The following is a 17,281-nucleotide window of genomic DNA, read 5'->3' on the forward strand; positions in this document are numbered from 1 at the left end:
AATGCCGTTTAGCCCAAAGGCGAATCAGCATCGTGGATGTGGTCTTCGGCCGCATGAAACAGATTTTCATCCTTGAGCGCGGTATAGGTTTCATCCAGCGCTTTCGTGGCACGGGTCATAAAGATGTTGATTTCCTCGGGCGTGATGACCAGCGGTGGGGAAATGATCATCCGGTCACCAACATGGCGCATCACCAGATTGTTGGCAAAGCAGCGTTCCCGACACATATAGCCGACGGTGCCAGCGGCCCCCGCGAATTTTGACCGCGTTTCCTTGCGTGGGCTAAGGGGCAGGGATGCCATCATGCCCGATACGTTAACGCCGCCCACAAGTGGGTGTTCGGCCAGTTTGTCCAACCCTTCCTGCAGGGCGGGCGCAGCCACGTTATTGACGTGATCCAGGATTTTCTCATCTTGCATGATGCGCAGGTTTTCCAACGCGACGGCGGAACAAACCGGATGGCCGGAATAGGTGTAGCCGTGGTTGAATTCGCCTGAACCGATAACTTCGGCGATTTCATCGCAAACAATCGATCCACCAATGGGCTGGTAGCCAGAGCTGAGGCCTTTGGCGATTGTCATGATGTGGGGTTTGATCCCCATGGTTTGCGAGCCGAACCAATTGCCGGTGCGACCAAATCCGCAGATTACTTCGTCTGCGATGATCAGAACGTTGTATTTGTCGCAAATGCGCTGGATTTCGGGCCAGTAGGTGCTGGGGGGTATGATAACACCGCCGGCACCTTGGATGGGTTCGCCAATAAATGCGGCAACATTGTCTGCGCCCAGTTCAAGGATTTTCGCCTCAAGCTCCTGCGCGCGGGCAAGGCCGAATGCCTCGGGTGTTTGATCGCCGCCTTCGGCCCACCAATCGGGCTGGTTGATGTGGTGGATGCCAGGGATCGGCATGCCGCCTTGTTCGTGCATATAGGTCATCCCGCCCAGCGATCCCGAACCCATCGACGACCCGTGATAAGCGTTCTTGCGGCTGATGATGTGGGATTTTTCCGGTTTCCCCTTCATCGCCCAATAGGTGCGCACCATGCGGATGTTGGTATCGTTCGCCTCGGACCCGGAACCGGCAAAGAACACGTGGTTCAGATCACCGGGGGCAAGTTTCGCGATCTCTGTGGCCAATGCGATTGCAGGCACATGCGAGGTCATGAAGAACGTGTTGTAATAGTTCAGTTCAAGCATCTGGCGCGCTGCGACATCGGCCATTTCCTGACGGCCATAGCCAATGTTCACGCACCAAAGGCCAGCCATCCCGTCAAGGATTTCATTTCCCTCGCTGTCGGTCAGGTAAACGCCTTTGGCTTTGGTGATGATCCGCGCGCCTTTGGCGGCCAATTCATCATTCGTCGTGAAAGGGTGCATGTGATGCGCGGCGTCCAGCGTCTGCAATTCAGCCGTGGGCAAGTGATTGGTAATATAGGACATAGATATGCACCTCAGAAGTGTGGGGGGACGATTAAGCGCAGAATATGATCAAATTATGCGGAGTCAATCGAATCACGTCAAATCAGTGGTGGATTAGACAGAAGCTTGAATTTGACGGATACCTTGGCTGACATCCTCGGCCATTGCTTGGGCGGCAGCATCAGGGTCTTTCACGCGAAAAGCGTCCAGTAGGTCGGCGTGTTTGTCGGGGAGGTTGGATGTTCCAAAGCGCCCACATACGACCCGCAAGGAAGGACCAAAGCGCAGCCACAAGCGATCAACGGTTTCGGCCATTATCGGTGCATCTGCACAGCGGTAAATATCGGAATGGAACTGATAGTTTTGCGTCAAATATTCGCCAATATCGCCGCGCAAAATGGCATCATTCAGCGCATCATCGGTCTGCTTTAGGGCTTCCAAAATATCTTTGGTCATGCGGGTTGCTGCACGGTGAGCAAGCTCGGCCTCTAGCGTTTTTCGCATAAAACCAAGCTCCTCAACGCCATCTGGCGACAGGACAGGTACCGAGACACGGCGGTTTCCCTGATGCACTAACGCGCCTTCGGCAATCAAGCGGCGTAATGCTTCTCGGACCGGGGTCATGCCTGCGCCCAGCGCCGTGATCAGCCCTTGAATCGTCACGGGTTGCCCCGGTGCCAGATCGCCAAACAATATCTGACTGCGCAACTGCTGATAGACATGTTGATGTGCCGGAATTCTTGCGCCCTCAACTTGGATTGGCACCGGTGGTGTTTGTACGTCAGAACGGATCATTCAATATGCCCAAAAACTGTTCAGCTCGTGTTGCTTGCGCTATCTGCGCCTGCGTGAAATCATAAATTATCTTGTCGTAAGACGCAAAACTTGATCAAATTGATCAAAGGCCTGGATCAACCAAGCCTATCTAACGGGAGCAAAGAATGAAATATCGTATTCTAGGTGGCGTTGCGGCCACTGCAATGATCGCCACAAGCGCGCTGGGCGAAGAAGTGCGGGTCTATAACTGGTCCGACTACATCGACGAATCGCTGCTTGAGAAATTCGAAACCGAAACTGGCATTGATCTCATCTATGATGTCTTTGACAGCAACGAGGTGCTTGAAACCAAAATGCTGGCTGGCGGGTCGGGTTATGATGTCGTCGTGCCATCGGGCACATTCTTGCAACGTCAGATTTCGGCGGGTGCGTTCCAGAAGCTCGATAAATCCAAACTTTCGAACATCGGCAACATGTGGGACGTGATCGATAATCGCGTGTCAAAATATGACCCCGGTAACGAATATGCGATCAACTATATGTGGGGCACCACTGGCTTCGGCGTGAACATCAACAAGGTCAAAGAAGTTCTCGGCGAAGATGCACCAGTAGATTCGCTGGCATTGGTGCTGGATCCGTCGAACATGGAAAAGCTAGCCGAATGCGGCGTTCATTTCCTGGATGCGCCGGCTGAAATGATCCCCGCTGCGCTGAAATTCCTGGGCGAAGACCCCGATGCGCAAGATCCGGAAACCATCGCCAAGGCCGAACCTGTACTGGCTGCCGTGGCACCGTACGTACAAAAATTCCACAGCTCTGAATATATTAACGCATTGGCCAACGGTGATATCTGTGTGGCCTTTGGATGGTCAGGCGACATTTTGCAGGCGCGCGACCGCGCAGCAGAGGCCGATAACGGCGTCGAGATCGAATACTATGCACCGAAAGAAGGTGCTTTGATGTGGTTTGACAACATGGCGATCCCTGTGGACGCGCCCAATCCGGACGCTGCGCATAAATTCCTGAACTTCATCATGGATGCACAAAACATGGCCGCAGCGTCGAACTATGTTTATTATGCTAACGGCAACAAGGCGAGCCAGGAGTTTCTGGTGGAAGACGTGATCGGGGATCCAGCGATTTACCCAGACGCGGCGACACTGGAAAACCTTTATACCACGTCGCCCTATGCGCCCAAAGTCCAACGTGTTGTGACGCGTCTTTGGACCAAGGTTAAATCCGGCACCTAAGCCGATTATAACGGGGCAGGGCTATTCGGCCTTGCCCTTTGCTGCCCCCGCCGCCTGCCGGACTGTTCAAAGGAATGCCCCTAAGTGAGCCAGAAAATATTTGCCCCTTGGGATGACCCGAATGAAAAGCCGTTGATCCGGTTTGAAAACGTCACCAAGAAGTTTGGTGATTTCACCGCGATCGATGATCTGACACTGAACATCTACGAGAAAGAATTCTTTGCTTTGCTGGGGCCATCGGGCTGCGGCAAGACAACGATGATGCGTATGTTGGCAGGTTTCGAAAACCCGACATCGGGCAAAATGGAACTGGCGGGCAAGAATATTGCCGGTATTCCACCCAACAAGCGGGCCGTGAACATGATGTTCCAGTCCTATGCATTGTTTCCACATCTTAGCGTTTGGGAGAACATCGCCTTTGGCCTCAAGCGGGGCGATATGGACAAACGCTCCATTGCGGCCCGTGTCGAAGAGATGCTCAAGCTGACGCGATTGACCAAATTTGCAGGTCGGAAGCCGCATCAGATTTCAGGTGGCCAGCGCCAGCGCGTGGCCCTTGCGCGGTCCTTGGCGAAGGCTCCAAAGTTGTTGCTGTTGGATGAACCGCTTGGCGCGTTGGACAAGAAATTGAGGCAAGATACCCAATTTGAACTAATGGATATTCAAGAGGGCACGGGCACGACATTTGTTATCGTGACCCATGACCAAGAAGAGGCGATGACCGTCGCAAGCCGGGTCGCGGTGATGGACGAAGGGCGCATTATTCAGGTCGCGACGCCCGATGGTATCTATGAGGCACCTAATTCAGTTTACGTTGCTGATTTTATCGGGGACGTGAACATTATCGAAGGAACGGCCAAACCTACGGGTGATGGTGTGTATTCTCTTGCTTGGGCCGAGAACGAGGCACCGTTTATGGCGACCTCGGATGTGCCGTTCAGCGATGGGCAAAAAGCGCATCTTGCCATTAGGCCGGAAAAGATTTCGATCACGACCGAAAAGCCCGAAGATGCAAAGAATGCCGTACAGGGCAGCGTGTTGGATATCGCGTATCTGGGCAACCTCAGCACCTATCACGTTCAACTGACGGGTGGGCAAATCATCAAGGCGCAGACAGCAAATACCCGTCGTCTTTCCCGGCGCAGTATCACCTGGGAAGACAAAGTCTGGATCTCGTGGAGCGCGACCGCTGGCGTGCTGCTAGAGCAATGAATATGCGGCGCTTTTTCCTGATCGCGGTGCCCTATGCCTGGCTGTTGGCGCTGTTTCTGATCCCGTTCTTTATTGTGTTCAAGATATCGCTATCTGATTTGGCGCTGTCAATTCCGCCCTATACGCCGACGATGAAAGACGGCTTTGGGCAGATGATCAAAGCCTTTGATTTTGAGAACTTTGTTTTTCTGACGACGGATGATCTGTATTGGAAGGCCTATCTAAGCAGCCTTAAGATCGCATTGATTTCGACGGTTCTGGCGCTGTTGGTCGGGTATCCGATGGCATATGGAATGGCGCGCGCCCCCGAAGAGTGGCGGCCCACCTTGATGATGCTGGTGATCCTGCCGTTCTGGACCAGCTTTTTGATCCGCGTTTATGCGTGGGTCGGCATCCTGAGCAACGAGGGTTTCCTTAACCAGTTTTTGTTGTGGACGGGCCTGATTTCCGCGCCTCTGACCATCATGAACACGACAACTGCTGTCTACATCGGGATCGTCTATACCTATCTGCCGTTTATGATCCTGCCCATTTACGCCGCGCTTGACCGGTTGGATGAATCATTGATCGAAGCGGCCGAAGATCTGGGATGTTCGCGCATCAAGGCGTTCTGGCTGGTGACAATTCCGCTGTCTCGTAACGGCATCATCGCGGGTTGTTTTCTGGTCTTTATCCCGGCGTTGGGCGAGTTCGTTATCCCATCGCTTTTGGGCGGTTCTGGTACATTGATGATCGGCAAGGTGCTGTTCGAGGAATTCTTTAACAACCGCGATTGGCCGGTGGCCAGTGCTGTCGCTGTGATCTTGTTGCTGATCCTGATCGTGCCGATCATCCTGTTCCAGCGCAACCAGCAGCGCCAAGCGGAGGCTGAAACATGAGACGTACAAGCTGGTTCAACGTCACGTCGCTGACCCTTGGGTTCGCGTTTTTGTACCTGCCGATGGTCTTGTTGGTCATCTATAGCTTCAACAGCTCGAAACTGGTGACAGTCTGGGCAGGGTTTTCGACCAAATGGTATGGCGAGCTGGTCCAGAACGACGCGTTTCTGGATGCCGCGATGGTCACGCTTAAGGTAGCTGTGGCGTCGTCAACCTTGGCGACGATACTGGGTACAATGGCGGCCTATGTGTTGGTACGGGGCGGTCGGTTCTTGGGCCGTACTTTATTCTCGGGCATGATTTATGCGCCGCTCGTAATGCCCGAAGTGATCACTGGCCTGTCGCTTTTGCTGTTGTTCATCGGAATAGGATTGGACCGCGGCGTGCTCACCATCGTTCTGGCACACACAACGTTTTCAATGTGTTACGTGTCGGTCGTTGTCTCATCGCGCCTGGTGTCATTCGATCGCTCGCTCGAGGAAGCGGCCCTTGATCTGGGGTGTTCGCCGTTCGATGCGTTTCGCCTTGTGACGTTGCCCATCATCGCACCGGCCGTGATTTCGGGTTGGTTGCTTGCGTTCACCTTGTCGCTGGATGATTTGGTGATTGCGTCGTTTACCACTGGCCCGTCGTCAACTACCCTCCCGATCAAGATCTGGAGCGCGGTACGTTTGGGTGTGTCCCCCGAGATCAACGCATTATCGACGCTGATGATTGGTATCGTGACAGTGGGCGTGATTAGTGCTTCGTTGATTTCCAAACGTAATGCAGTCAAAGCACAACAAGACATGCAGGCAGCGGAACGCGGGGCAACGTGAAGCATATTTACGACGAGTTCGCTTATAGCGATGCGCCACGGGCGAATTGTTGGTGGGATGAAACTTGCGAGGCTGTCGAACGCCCCGCTTTGGACCGGGATGAAACCTGCGACGTCGCGATCATCGGCGGTGGGTTCACGGGGTTGTCTGCGGCCCTGCATCTGGCGCAGGCGGGTGTAAAGGTCCTTGTTCTAGAAAGCCGCTATGTCGGATGGGGTGCCTCGGGGCGCAACGGCGGCTTTTGTTGTCTTGGCGGGGGCCGGTTAAGCGATCAAGCGCTTGACCGGAAGTTCGGTCGCGACAGCCGGCTTGCCTTTCGGCGCGCTGAACTGGCTGCGATCAATTTGGTGGATACGTTAACCAAAGAACACAATATCGAGATTGACCGCCATTCTGACGGCGAAACAGAGCTGGCGCATCGCGCCAAAGATATGACGGCTTTGCGTGCCCGCGTTCCGGAAATCAAAGAGAACTACGGCCTTGAGGCGACGCTGATCGAGAAGCGCGAGCTTGCAGATCACGGGCTGCGTGGCGATTTTCACGGCGGACTTACAATTCCCGCTGGTTTTGCCCTGAACCCGCGAAAATATGTAACGGGTTTGGCAGCCGCAGCCGGGCAGGCAGGCGCGGTCATTTACCATGAAACGACGGCGCAAAACATCGTCAAGACATCAAGCGGCTATCAGGTTCAGACGAAAAGCGGCTCCGTCAAAGCCAAGAATTTGCTGATTGCCACGAACGGATATTCCTCGGAAGACCTGCCAGATTGGATGGCGGGCCGGTATATGCCTGCGCAATCAAGCGTGATCGTCACCCGTCCGTTGACCGACGAAGAGATCAAGGCCGCAGGCTGGTTTAGCAATCAAATGGTCTATGACAGCCGATACCTGCTGCATTATTTCAGGCTGATGCCGGACCGCCGGATGCTGTTTGGGATGCGTGGTGGATTAATGACAGGCCCGTCGGCAGAAAAGTATGCGATTGCCAATGTCAGGCGGGATTTTGAACAGTTCTTTCCTGCGTGGCGACATGTTGAGACACCGCACAGCTGGTCGGGAATGGTCTGTCTTTCCCGCGAACATATGCCGTTTGTTGGGGAAGTACCTGACAATAAAGGGATGTTTGCAAGCCTTTGTTATCATGGAAACGGCGTTGCGATGGGTACCTATTGTGGCGCGCTCGCGGCCCACACGATCCTCGGAGAGACCGACAAGTTACCTTTCCCGATCGCGATTAAAACGCCATTAACCCGATTTGAGCTGGGCGGCTTTCGGCGGGCGTTGTTGCCGTTCGCCTATTTGTGGTATGGGCTCGCGGATCGATAGAGCATTTTTCCTAACGTGCTTCTTATCAACTTTTATCAATTGAGTTTACGGGGTTAGACCGATGAAAATTGCGATGATTGGCACGGGCTACGTTGGTTTGGTTTCTGGTGTTTGTTTTTCAGACTTTGGTCACGATGTTGTTTGCGTCGACAAAGACCCCAATAAGATAGCGCAGCTTGAACAAGGGATCGTTCCGATTTACGAGCCCGGCCTCGATGATCTGATGGCCAAGAATGTGAGTGCTGGCCGCCTTTCCTTTTCCGTAGATTTGCAGGCCGCAGTTGACGGTGCCGATGCTGTGTTCATCGCGGTTGGTACGCCGACGCGCCGGGGCGATGGACATGCTGATCTGACCTATGTCATGGCCGCTGCGACCGAGATTGCGAATGCGCTCACCGAGTATGCGGTGATCGTGACTAAATCGACAGTCCCAGTCGGGACAAACCGTAAGGTCCAAGAGACGATTTCCAAGGCAAACCCCAGTGCCGAGTTTGATATTGCGTCGAACCCCGAGTTTCTGCGCGAAGGTGCCGCGATTGATGATTTCATGCGCCCGGACCGTGTTGTTGTCGGCGTTGAAGACGCGCGGGCAGCCGAAGTAATGGGCGCGATCTATCGCCCGTTGTCGCTGCGTGAATTTGCGATCATGTTTACGGATCTCGAAAGCGCCGAGATGATAAAATATGCGGCTAACGCCTTTCTCGCGATGAAAATCACATTCATCAACGAGATCGCATCGCTTTGCGAGCGTACCGGTGCAGATGTTAAAATGGTATCCAAGGGGATGGGCCTTGATAACCGGATTGGCTCCAAGTTCCTGCATGCCGGACCCGGTTATGGCGGGAGCTGTTTTCCAAAGGATACTCAGGCACTGGCGCGCATGGGCCAGGATCATTCAGTCCCGATGCAGTTGACCGAAACAGTGATCAAGGTGAACGACGAGGTAAAGCGCAGAATGGTCGATAAAGTGGTCGATATCTGTGGCGGATCGGTAAATGGCAAAACAATTGCCGTTCTTGGCGTTACTTTTAAACCCAACACAGATGATATGCGCGATGCACCAAGCCTGACTATCGTTCCGGCGCTTGTCGGGAACGGCGCAAAGGTTCGTGTGGTGGACCCGCAAGGCAAGCACGAAGGCGAGGCATTGCTGCCCGGTGTTTCATGGATCGAAGACGCGTATCAGGCTGTGGAAAATGCTGATGCGTTGGTTATTCTGACCGAGTGGAATGAATTCAGGGCGCTAGACCTGAATCGAATGGCTGAACGCATGGCGACGCCAACCATGGCCGATTTGCGCAACATCTATTCCCCCAAAGACGCGAAAAACGCCGGTTTTAGCGCCTATGTTTCGATTGGTCGCGAAGGTTTCGGGGTTTAATCAGCTTCTCGTAACGCAGTGACGTCGGTTGTTGCGATCTTACTACCCCCTGCAAGGACCAGATGCGTGGCACCCCCTTCAATTCGCGCTTCGGTGATACGTGAATATGTTGTGGCATCGGTTTCGCCGATCGATTCCCCGGCTTTAAAGCTTTCTACCTTGAAGCTGTAATTCCCGTTGGGCAAAGCTGCGCCAGTTGAAGAAACACTGGCCCACTGAACAGGATCGTTAGAGACGGGGATAAGGCCGCGCTGCACTTCTGCACCTTGGGCATTGTAAGCCACGAGCTCCGCGCGATCTGCACCCGCTGTTGCGGTCGGCAGGACAGTAATGGGCGATCCGTTATATTCGACAGGGGCAGTTGTTCGTGCTTCCATCCCGATCCAGCTTGCGATCTGACTGATGCCGCCACCGCTAAGCTGTGTTGACAATGCGGTCAGCAGGTCGTTGGAAAGGACTTGCTGTTCGACCATAGAGAATTGCGCCAGCTGTGCCGAGTATTCAGATGAATCAATTGGTTCCAGCGGATCTTGATAGCGCGCCTGGGTGGTCAGCATTTGCAGAAACGTTTCAAAGTCAGACGATATGACGCTTTTGGGTTTTACGGCAGTTGCTGAGGCTTGATTTGTAGGCGCGGTGAAGGTTGTTTCGGTGACTGTCATGTAAATCTTTCCTTATAAGCGGATATCAAGGCCGGCGTTATTCAGCGGACTTGACCGATTATCAGCAACGGCATCATCGACGGGTGCCTCTTGCTGATCTGCTGCAATTGAGTTTTCGGTGCCTATGCCATCACGTTCTTGGTTTGCGTCGCCGCCTTCATGGCTAAAAGAAAAACCAGGATCGGCATACCCAAGTAGTTTCAATTCTTGGTCCAGCTGATCAATATTTCGTCGCAGCATATCGAGAGTCTCGGGGCGTTCAGCTTGAACATTCACGACAAGACCCCCTTCGGCCTGGCTGATCGACAATCTAACGCGGCCAAGCTCTTCGGGGTTCAGTGCGACATCCACTGATTTGCTTCCGCTCGTGTGTATAACCTCGGCCAATTGCCGCGGGATATGTTGCGGGATGCCAGCTTTCGCCGCTACTTGGGTTGGCGTCTGCGAAACGTTACGAGACTGCTCTGTCAGCTGAGTTTGTATCAGCTCACTTTCCGGATTTTCATCGGACGACCCCAATCCGAGGCTCGTCGCCGTATCGCTTGATTGATGAGGGAGTGCGAATGATCTTGCCATGAGCGGCGCACGCGTTTGGACCGCAGCCAAAGGGGCCCGCATTTTGTCAATTGCGACGGCTTCGGGCTCAGATCCATCCGTATTGGGTAAGCTATCTCGCGCTTCGCGACCGGTCTTTGCCGCGGTTGTTCCCGACGTAAGAGTGGGCGGTAATTGCCCGTCGGGGACGGTCGAAAGAATATGACCGGCACTTAAGGTACGATGTGCGGCCCCGGCTTGTGCTGACTGAGGGTGATCAAGCCGAATTTCCGTTTGGCCATCATGCTGTGGTGCCGTGGTTGGGATTCGCACCTCTCTCCGAGAGGTCGTTTGTCCAGATGTCAGGTTAAGTGCAGTGTTTGCGTTTGAAGCAGCCCGAGGAGAGATTGGCCCCGTCAGCGAGGGTTTTTTCTCATCCAAAGTGTTTGGCAAGGCTTCCGCTTTTTGCACGTCTGGCGTGCCTGAGGTCTTTGAAACCTGCTTTATCGGGTTGCCACTAAAATGCTCGGTTTCTTTTGATGTTAGGCCCGCAGGTACGTTCAAAAGGCGGGCACCAACGGGATTTATTGTCGGGCGCGTCTGATTCTGGCGCGGTGTTTCGGAGCCGCGGCTGTTTGTTGGAACTGACCGAGGAATCGCCTCGTCACGGCCCACGGATTTTGGGGCGGGGGCATTTTCAGTAGATTTTGGCTCTCGATCAGCAGGTTGTGATAGAGCTTTGTCAAAGTCGAAACTTTTTGCTGGCTCCTTTTGCAGCCCATATTCACTTACTGATGTGGCGGCGGGCGGGGGGGCGACCAGATGGGGTGCGTGAACAGTGCCATCCCCGTCTAAGCGGCTGGAACTATTGGCAGCAGGCCCAATATGCTTCTGGATTTGATCAGCTTTAGGCCACAGTGACACCTCGGCAAGGCTTTGGACGCGGTGTGCCTTTGGTATGCTCTTTTCGGTGGTTGACTGCGCTTTCGAGGCGCGAGCGGCAATTTCCAGCGGGGCCTCGTCAATCATGTTGCTTGTATTATCGTCTAGCTCACCCTGAGCCCGTTTTTCCGGGGAAGTAGACGCCGTTTCGACGTCGGCACCACCACGCTCTTTAGGGTGCGTTTCATCAGTTTCATTGTCTTTAGCGCTTACGTCTTCAGTTGAAGTATCACGCGTCTCACGTGCTTCATCCGCTTGAGACAGCCCTGAAAATATCGCTGAGAATTGCATAGTCTTGGCACCTGTCGCAGGGGGCACAGTCTGAACAGCGCTGTTTGACCCTGCTGATTGGCGATCTGCTTTTGCCCCATTGCTTTTCACGGGACTGAGAGCATCTGACAACTGCATCTATCTTCTCCAAAATGGTATTTCGGTTTGTCGTGACTATGACGAGAGATAGTTACCGGTTGTTTACCGCTTTCTGAGCATGATCAGGAAAGTAGGTGCAATTTAAGGAATAATGACATGGATATCCCGGAGATACGGGGCGGATCAGGCCACAAGGTTGGCCCGCAGAAACGTCTTTATGAAACTGCCCAAAAACTTGAAGCGACGTTTCTGGCTGAAATGCTAAAATCTGCCGGGCTTGGAAAATCCCGGGACAGTTTCGGAGGGGGGGCAGGAGAAGAGCAATTTGGGTCATTTTTGCTGCAACAGCAGGCGATGCAAATTGTTAAAGCCGGCGGTATTGGCCTCACGGAAACCCTATTTGAAGCATTGAGAGACAGAACCCATGACCAAACAGATTGATACATTAATTGAGTCACTAGACGACGTTTTGGAGGCCGAGCGGTCTGCATTGATTAAGGGTAAACTAGACCTGCTAACAAGTATGGCGGATAGAAAAGAGGCCCTCATTGAGGCATTGAATAGTGCAGAGGTGGATGATGACACGCAACTCAAGCTGTTGGATGTGAAGGTGAAGCGGAACCAAGAGCTTTTGAATAATGCGCTTGAGGGTATCCGAAAAGTCACGCGCCGGATGGCGGCTTTTCGTCGGGTTCAGGCGTCCCTCGAGACATACGATAAAAATGGCGACAAATGCATTGTAGAGGTCGCGCCCAAAACGTCGGTCGAGAGGCGCGCCTGATTTTGAATCAAATGCGGGTCATTGGGCCCGCCTTTATTAGGGAGCTGTTAAGCGGAACAAGAACATGGTGGCCGTGCATCCGAGGTCGGATGGCGCACCATTTTGTAGTTGAATGTGTGCACAGGTCAGAATGGCATTTTGGTCCAGCCCCAGGGGGGAGGGCCGCAAACGGACGCAAAGCGTCATTGACTAAAGGAACATGTTCATGTCGAGCATTAACACAAACAACGGCGCAATGGTTGCGCTTCAAACTCTTCGTTCCATCAATAAGGACCTGTCTGCGACACAAAGCGCAATTTCGACAGGTAAAGACATCAACACAGCGAAAGACAACTCAACGGTCTGGATGACTTTTGCGTTTGACGAATAGGCGCGCTGTGTACGGATCATTGTGGTAAGCTCTGTTGCCACATCGGTTGTGGATTCTTCTCGGGCATAGCTCTTGATGTCACCCGTAGGTCCGTCACCCGCATCCCAAAGAAAGTATGCGCCACTTTCGGGGGAGATCATGTAAGTTTGAGCGTCCAGAGAAACGAGCCCTTCGGCGTTTGGCAAGTCGACCAATGGGATCTGATAGATCGTCTTGCGCAATCCATTGTCATACAGAACATTCACGTATCCATTCGCGTCGACTTCGACCGATGCCATATTACCAACCGGGGACCCGTCTTTAGTAAGTGCAATCGGCGCAAAACTGTCGGAGAGTTGAGAAAGCCCGGTTCCGCTGTTGACGGCACCGATGTTGAATTCGATCGGACCGCTGGCAGCATTGATAATCATCGCGCCGGTAACAGGGTCGTAGCCGCCACCTGATACTGTCGTGACAGAGCCAATTGTGCCCCCGGACGTGCGACTGTCGTCAAAGGTAATGACGTATTCACCGACCACTGCGCCACCTTGGGCCGAGTCTGTCAGAATCGCGGTCCATTCATTAGATGCGCCCGACGCTGGAACGGTCGGGGCGAACTCCATCGAGATACTTTTCGAGGTACCTAGGTTGTCGAAGTATTCGATCGACAGCACCTGCGACTCGCCTGAGCCGTTCGCCTCTGTCGCTGTTGCTGGCAAGTTCAGACTCATATTAACTTTGGTAGTAGGGTCGCCACTTAAGCTCAGTGCGAATTGGACCGGGCTTAGCCCGTCGTTCGTATCGCGGGGGAAGTTTGGAACACTCCCATCCTGATTTGCGGGCCACCCAAGCAATAGAAGGCCAGTTTCGGTCGTTAGCAATCCATCTGAATCCAGCCGGAATGAACCGGTCGTGGCAAGCATCATCTGACCGCTGCTGTCGCCGTTTGGGTCGGCCTCAAAGGCACTTTTTGTGGTGACCGGCAGAAAACCACGTCCTCGGACTGCCAGATCGGTTGAGTTCGACGTGCTGATTACAGCCCCGCTTTCGCTTACCAATCGGTTGGAAGAGGCACGCACACCACCTGCGGTATAGCCACTGATGCCGTCGCTGAGCACCAATGAATTAAAGTCAGTGACGACACGCTTATAGCCATATGTGGATGAGTTCGCGATGTTGTCCGAAACGGCGGCCAAACGCGTTGCGTTGGCCTGTAATCCTGCAACCCCTGCGTTGAGCGAAGATGAAATTGTCATGCGCTAGCCTTTCTGTTGTTCCAATCGATGTTGGTTCAACACATAGGCGCTTCTGACTTAACGCCTGACTAACAGATAAAATACACTATAGTTCTCGGCCGTTATTCCCGCAGCAAAATCACCTGTAGCCGGTTGTTGCGCACATCCATTGTGTTTTCGGTTTCTGGCTTCCTGTCTGCGTAACCTATTACTTTTTGTACCCTTTTCGGATCGTCCAGATGTTTTTCAAGCAGCTTCCGGGTTTCGGTCGCACGCCGCGACGACAGATCCCAAACAGGGTTCTCAATCGCTACAATTGGATTGGAACGGACATATCCAGCCACTGAAATGTCATTCACAACAACTTTGACCGCGTCGGCGATGACATAGAGCAGCTGTTCAAGAAGCGGAGACGCCGTATCCGTACCCGGTTTGAACAGGGTTGTGTCCTCGACGTCGAACAGCTCGATAATCATGCCTTCGTCGGTGACCTTTGTGATCACGTGGCGTTTCAGCTCGTCCATCACCATGGATTCACCGCCGCGCCCCATGAGCGTTTCATCCACCACTTTGAAACGCTCGTTCTCGCCTTCGCTGTCTGGTCCGGCATTCGCGTCTTGGCCTTTGGCTTGGTCTTCTGCACCTGACGCGCCGGTGCCATTTTTGGGCACAGTCATTTCTGTGAAAATGCTATCACCAGACAGCGCACCGTCACCACCACCGGAAACCCGCATGATAGGGATCGAAGGGGAAAAATAATCAGCAAGCCCCTTACGTTGTTGTTCTGTTGTCGCGTTCAGCAGCCACATCAACATAAAAAAGGCCATCATTGCGGTCACGAAGTCCGCATAAGCGACTTTCCAAGCACCCCCATGGTGCCCGCCGCCTTTGATTACTTTTTTACGTTTAATGATGACTGGTGCCGCATTTGCTTGCGCCGCCATTCTCACTACCCTTTTTTCACCCAAGGTCAGGTCTAAAGAGGAGGTGTTACAGCCGGCTTAACATCTTTAATTGTCAGTATTCTGGCCGGGTTTTGACTAGCTAAGGTGGTCCTCACCGCGGTCGCGCGCCAACATGATTTGGTGCTGGCGTTCGCGAAAGCGGACTTTGTCGGCGTCAGATGTCTCGTCGACACATTGGTGGCAGCTCACGCCGGCCTCATACCCCTCGCGGGCTGTATCCTGCGGCAATATTGGCCTACGGCAGCCGTGGCACAGCATATGAGGGCCCTCTTTCAGCCCGTGACCTACGCTTACCCGGTTGTCAAAAACGAAACATTCGCCCTGCCAGCTGCTGTCTTCTTGGGGTACATTCTCAAGATATTTCAGAATGCCGCCCTTGAGGTGGAACACATCTTCGACGCCCTGACCAACAAGGTAATTTGTTGATTTTTCACAGCGAATACCGCCGGTACAAAACATCGCGATCTTTTTATTGTGAAAACGGTGTTTGTTTTCCTGCCACCATGCGGGGAACTCACCAAAGCTTTTGGTTTGCGGGTCAATCGCGCCGTCAAATGTCCCGATAGATACCTCATAGTCATTGCGGGTATCGATCACAGCGACATCATCACGGTTGATCAAATCGTTCCAATCAGCGGCTTCGACATAGTGGCCGACGCGGTCGGTTGGATCGACATCAGGTTGCCCCATGGTGACGATTTCACGCTTCAGGCGGACTTTCATTTTGCCGAAAGGCGGGGTTTTCGCGGTGCTTTCCTTCCACTCCAACCCGTCGCAACCCGGCAAGGATTTGATGTGTGCGATCACCACATCAATTCCGGCACGTGGGCCGGCGATGGTGCCATTGATCCCTTCGCCAGCGACCAGCAAGGTGCCTTTGACGTCCTGCGCATCGCACAGCGCCTTAAGCGGCGCGCGCAGGCCATCAGGATCGTTGAAGCGGGTAAAGTGATAAAGAGCGGCGATGATATACATGGGCGCTCAGATACGCCCCCTGCGCGCCTCAGGCAAGAGGGGGCTTTCGACCCTGACGTGATCGCGAAGATATGGTATCGCGAGCTATGACAAGGAGAAATCAGTATGACCAAAGCATTGATCGTGATCGACGTCCAAAATGACTTTTGCCCGGGCGGAGCGCTGGAGGTTCCCCAAGGGGATGAGATCATCGAGCGGATCAATGACCTTATGGCGGATGTGGACGCGGTCATTCTCACCCAAGACTGGCATCCTGCGAGGCATTCGTCTTTTGCGTCTTCGCATGCGGGGAAAGGGCCGTATGAGATGATCGAAATGCCCTATGGCCCACAGGTTCTTTGGCCGGATCATTGTGTTCAGGGCACCAATGGGGGCCAGTTTCACGCCGACCTGAATGACACAGCGGCCGATCTGATCATTCGCAAGGGCTATAATCCTGACATCGACAGCTATTCAGCATTCTTTGAGAACGATCACACCACGCCAACCGGGCTGGATGGCTATCTGCGGAGCCGTGGCATAACGGATTTGGTAATCGTAGGTCTGGCCTTGGATTTCTGCGTTAATTATTCGGCGGTTGATGCCGCAAAATTGGGCTTTAACGTCGAGGTCAGGCAGGATCTTTGCCGTGCGATTGATCTAAACGGGTCCCTTGCCGCCGCCATCGATGGGATGGTCGCTGCCGGGGTTACCCTGACCCAAGCGTAGGTTGGGCCACCGGCGATAGATTTAGAATGCCAAGCGCGTCGAGGCCACCCAAGGTGGCGTCGACCGCCACAGTCGCCAGAATAATCCCCATAACGCGGCTGATCACGCTGGCCCCTGTGGTGCCCATCAGCCGCCCAATTTTGCCAGCCATCAGCAAAAGCGCCAAAGTAACGGCCAGTACCAGCAGCAAAAGCGCCGCCGTGATGATCTGATCTGATACGGGGTTGCTGTGATTATCTGTCAAAATGACAATGGCCAGCATCGCACCCGGCGACGCGATAGATGGCATTGCCAAAGGAAACACCGCACCGGCAAGGTGATCGCGTTCGGCGGCTTCTATCTCTTGTGTCGGTTTGGGTTCGCCAAAAATCATACTAAGCGCGAATAGAAACAGCACGATGCCGCCGGCCACCTGAAACGATCCAAGCCGCAACCCCAGAGATTCCAACAAGAACTGCCCGCCGATCAAGAAGGCCAGCAACACAACCCCGGCCACCAAGACCGCGCGCAGGGCAAAACTGCGGTGCAGCTCTTTGGGTACATGCGCCGTCGCGTAAAGGAAGACCGGCAAACTGCCGATGGGATCAATCACAACAAACAGTGTGATCAGTTCTCGTAGTAGATTGGGCCATTCCAGCATAACGCGGACCTATTTGGGGGATGCTTCCTGCGATAACATAGGTTTATGGCCATGTCAGCGGC

Annotated in this window: 18 protein-coding genes and 1 pseudogene; 11 read left to right on the forward strand and 8 right to left on the reverse strand. The window is 53.7% G+C overall.

Annotated elements, in window-relative coordinates; genetic code table 11:
• Nucleotides 1–8 precede the first annotated feature (8 nt).
• Complete coding sequence (locus tag KZZ06_RS11565; RefSeq protein WP_219580191.1) at nt 9–1,439, reverse strand: aspartate aminotransferase family protein; 1,431 nt, start codon at nt 1,437–1,439, stop codon at nt 9–11.
• A 93-nt stretch (nt 1,440–1,532) separates the two neighbouring features.
• Nucleotides 1,533–2,213: a GntR family transcriptional regulator gene (locus KZZ06_RS11570; protein ID WP_219580192.1), complete on the reverse strand. Its 681-nt coding sequence runs from the start codon at nt 2,211–2,213 to the stop codon at nt 1,533–1,535.
• 146 nt (nt 2,214–2,359) lie between these two features.
• On the opposite strand from KZZ06_RS11570, the gene KZZ06_RS11575 reads away from it, so the two are divergent.
• The 6 genes from KZZ06_RS11575 to KZZ06_RS11600 all read left to right on the forward strand — a co-directional run bounded on the left by KZZ06_RS11575 (nt 2,360) and on the right by KZZ06_RS11600 (nt 9,059).
• Nucleotides 2,360–3,445 carry a polyamine ABC transporter substrate-binding protein gene (locus tag KZZ06_RS11575; RefSeq protein WP_219580193.1) on the forward strand — a complete coding sequence of 362 codons (1,086 nt, stop codon included), beginning with the start codon at nt 2,360–2,362 and terminating at the stop codon, nt 3,443–3,445.
• A gap of 84 nt (nt 3,446–3,529) precedes the next feature.
• Entirely contained in the window at nt 3,530–4,657 is a 1,128-nt protein-coding gene (locus KZZ06_RS11580; RefSeq protein WP_219580194.1) for an ABC transporter ATP-binding protein, read from the forward strand.
• A gap of 2 nt (nt 4,658–4,659) precedes the next feature.
• Nucleotides 4,660–5,535, forward strand: coding sequence for an ABC transporter permease subunit (locus KZZ06_RS11585; RefSeq protein ID WP_219580195.1), 876 nt, complete (start codon nt 4,660–4,662; stop codon nt 5,533–5,535).
• Nucleotides 5,532–6,353 carry an ABC transporter permease gene (locus tag KZZ06_RS11590; RefSeq protein ID WP_219580196.1) on the forward strand — a complete coding sequence of 274 codons (822 nt, stop codon included), beginning with the start codon at nt 5,532–5,534 and terminating at the stop codon, nt 6,351–6,353. The genes KZZ06_RS11585 and KZZ06_RS11590 overlap by 4 nt, the downstream gene beginning before the upstream one ends.
• A complete protein-coding gene (locus KZZ06_RS11595) occupies nt 6,350–7,678 on the forward strand; it encodes an FAD-binding oxidoreductase (protein ID WP_219580197.1) in 1,329 nt (442 codons plus the stop codon). The genes KZZ06_RS11590 and KZZ06_RS11595 overlap by 4 nt, the downstream gene beginning before the upstream one ends.
• A 61-nt stretch (nt 7,679–7,739) precedes the next feature.
• Entirely contained in the window at nt 7,740–9,059 is a 1,320-nt protein-coding gene (locus tag KZZ06_RS11600) for a UDP-glucose/GDP-mannose dehydrogenase family protein (RefSeq protein WP_219580198.1), read from the forward strand.
• Here KZZ06_RS11600 and KZZ06_RS11605 read toward each other — a convergent pair.
• Together KZZ06_RS11605 and KZZ06_RS22725 are read right to left on the reverse strand one after the other, a co-directional pair.
• A complete protein-coding gene (locus tag KZZ06_RS11605) occupies nt 9,056–9,721 on the reverse strand; it encodes a flagellar hook capping FlgD N-terminal domain-containing protein (RefSeq protein ID WP_219580200.1) in 666 nt (221 codons plus the stop codon). The genes KZZ06_RS11600 and KZZ06_RS11605 overlap by 4 nt on opposite strands.
• Before the next feature lie 12 nt (nt 9,722–9,733).
• Nucleotides 9,734–10,339, reverse strand: a complete 606-nt coding sequence (locus KZZ06_RS22725; RefSeq protein ID WP_368858720.1) for a flagellar hook-length control protein FliK — start codon at nt 10,337–10,339, stop codon at nt 9,734–9,736.
• A gap of 863 nt (nt 10,340–11,202) precedes the next feature.
• On the opposite strand from KZZ06_RS22725, the gene KZZ06_RS22730 reads away from it, so the two are divergent.
• The 4 genes and pseudogenes from KZZ06_RS22730 to KZZ06_RS22660 all read left to right on the forward strand — a co-directional run.
• A complete protein-coding gene (locus tag KZZ06_RS22730; protein WP_368858719.1) occupies nt 11,203–11,337 on the forward strand; it encodes a (2Fe-2S)-binding protein in 135 nt (44 codons plus the stop codon).
• 385 nt (nt 11,338–11,722) lie between these two features.
• The gene (locus KZZ06_RS11620) at nt 11,723–12,007 is read left to right on the forward strand and encodes a rod-binding protein (RefSeq protein ID WP_219580203.1); all 285 of its coding nucleotides are present in this window, start codon (nt 11,723–11,725) and stop codon (nt 12,005–12,007) included.
• Nucleotides 11,991–12,347, forward strand: a complete 357-nt coding sequence (locus tag KZZ06_RS11625) for a flagellar biosynthesis protein FlgN (RefSeq protein ID WP_257884319.1) — start codon at nt 11,991–11,993, stop codon at nt 12,345–12,347. Before KZZ06_RS11620 ends, KZZ06_RS11625 begins: the two co-directional genes overlap by 17 nt.
• 199 nt (nt 12,348–12,546) lie before the next feature.
• Nucleotides 12,547–12,633, forward strand: a pseudogene (locus KZZ06_RS22660) (flagellin); the annotation flags it as partial.
• Here the strand turns inward: KZZ06_RS22660 and KZZ06_RS11630 are convergent.
• The 3 genes from KZZ06_RS11630 to KZZ06_RS11640 all read right to left on the reverse strand — a co-directional run bounded on the left by KZZ06_RS11630 (nt 12,594) and on the right by KZZ06_RS11640 (nt 15,871).
• Nucleotides 12,594–13,952 carry a flagellar hook protein FlgE gene (locus tag KZZ06_RS11630; protein ID WP_219580204.1) on the reverse strand — a complete coding sequence of 453 codons (1,359 nt, stop codon included), beginning with the start codon at nt 13,950–13,952 and terminating at the stop codon, nt 12,594–12,596. The pseudogene KZZ06_RS22660 and the gene KZZ06_RS11630 sit on opposite strands and share 40 nt — an antisense overlap.
• A 101-nt stretch (nt 13,953–14,053) precedes the next feature.
• Nucleotides 14,054–14,875 carry a flagellar motor protein MotB gene (locus KZZ06_RS11635; protein ID WP_219580205.1) on the reverse strand — a complete coding sequence of 274 codons (822 nt, stop codon included), beginning with the start codon at nt 14,873–14,875 and terminating at the stop codon, nt 14,054–14,056.
• Between the two features lie 96 nt (nt 14,876–14,971).
• Nucleotides 14,972–15,871, reverse strand: coding sequence for a rhodanese-related sulfurtransferase (locus KZZ06_RS11640; RefSeq protein ID WP_219580206.1), 900 nt, complete (start codon nt 15,869–15,871; stop codon nt 14,972–14,974).
• 105 nt (nt 15,872–15,976) lie between these two features.
• Between KZZ06_RS11640 and pncA the strand changes: the two genes are divergently transcribed.
• Nucleotides 15,977–16,579 (forward strand): bifunctional nicotinamidase/pyrazinamidase, encoded by a 603-nt coding sequence (pncA, locus tag KZZ06_RS11645; RefSeq protein WP_219580207.1) that lies wholly within the window; start codon nt 15,977–15,979, stop codon nt 16,577–16,579.
• On the opposite strand, the gene KZZ06_RS11650 is transcribed toward pncA, so the two are convergent.
• Nucleotides 16,560–17,219 (reverse strand): MarC family protein, encoded by a 660-nt coding sequence (locus tag KZZ06_RS11650; RefSeq protein ID WP_219580208.1) that lies wholly within the window; start codon nt 17,217–17,219, stop codon nt 16,560–16,562. The two genes, pncA and KZZ06_RS11650, sit on opposite strands and share 20 nt — an antisense overlap.
• Nucleotides 17,220–17,281 lie beyond the last annotated feature (62 nt).

The sequence above is a fragment of the Sulfitobacter sp. CW3 genome, assembly GCF_019392245.1.
In the GTDB taxonomy this organism is placed as follows: domain Bacteria; phylum Pseudomonadota; class Alphaproteobacteria; order Rhodobacterales; family Rhodobacteraceae; genus Sulfitobacter.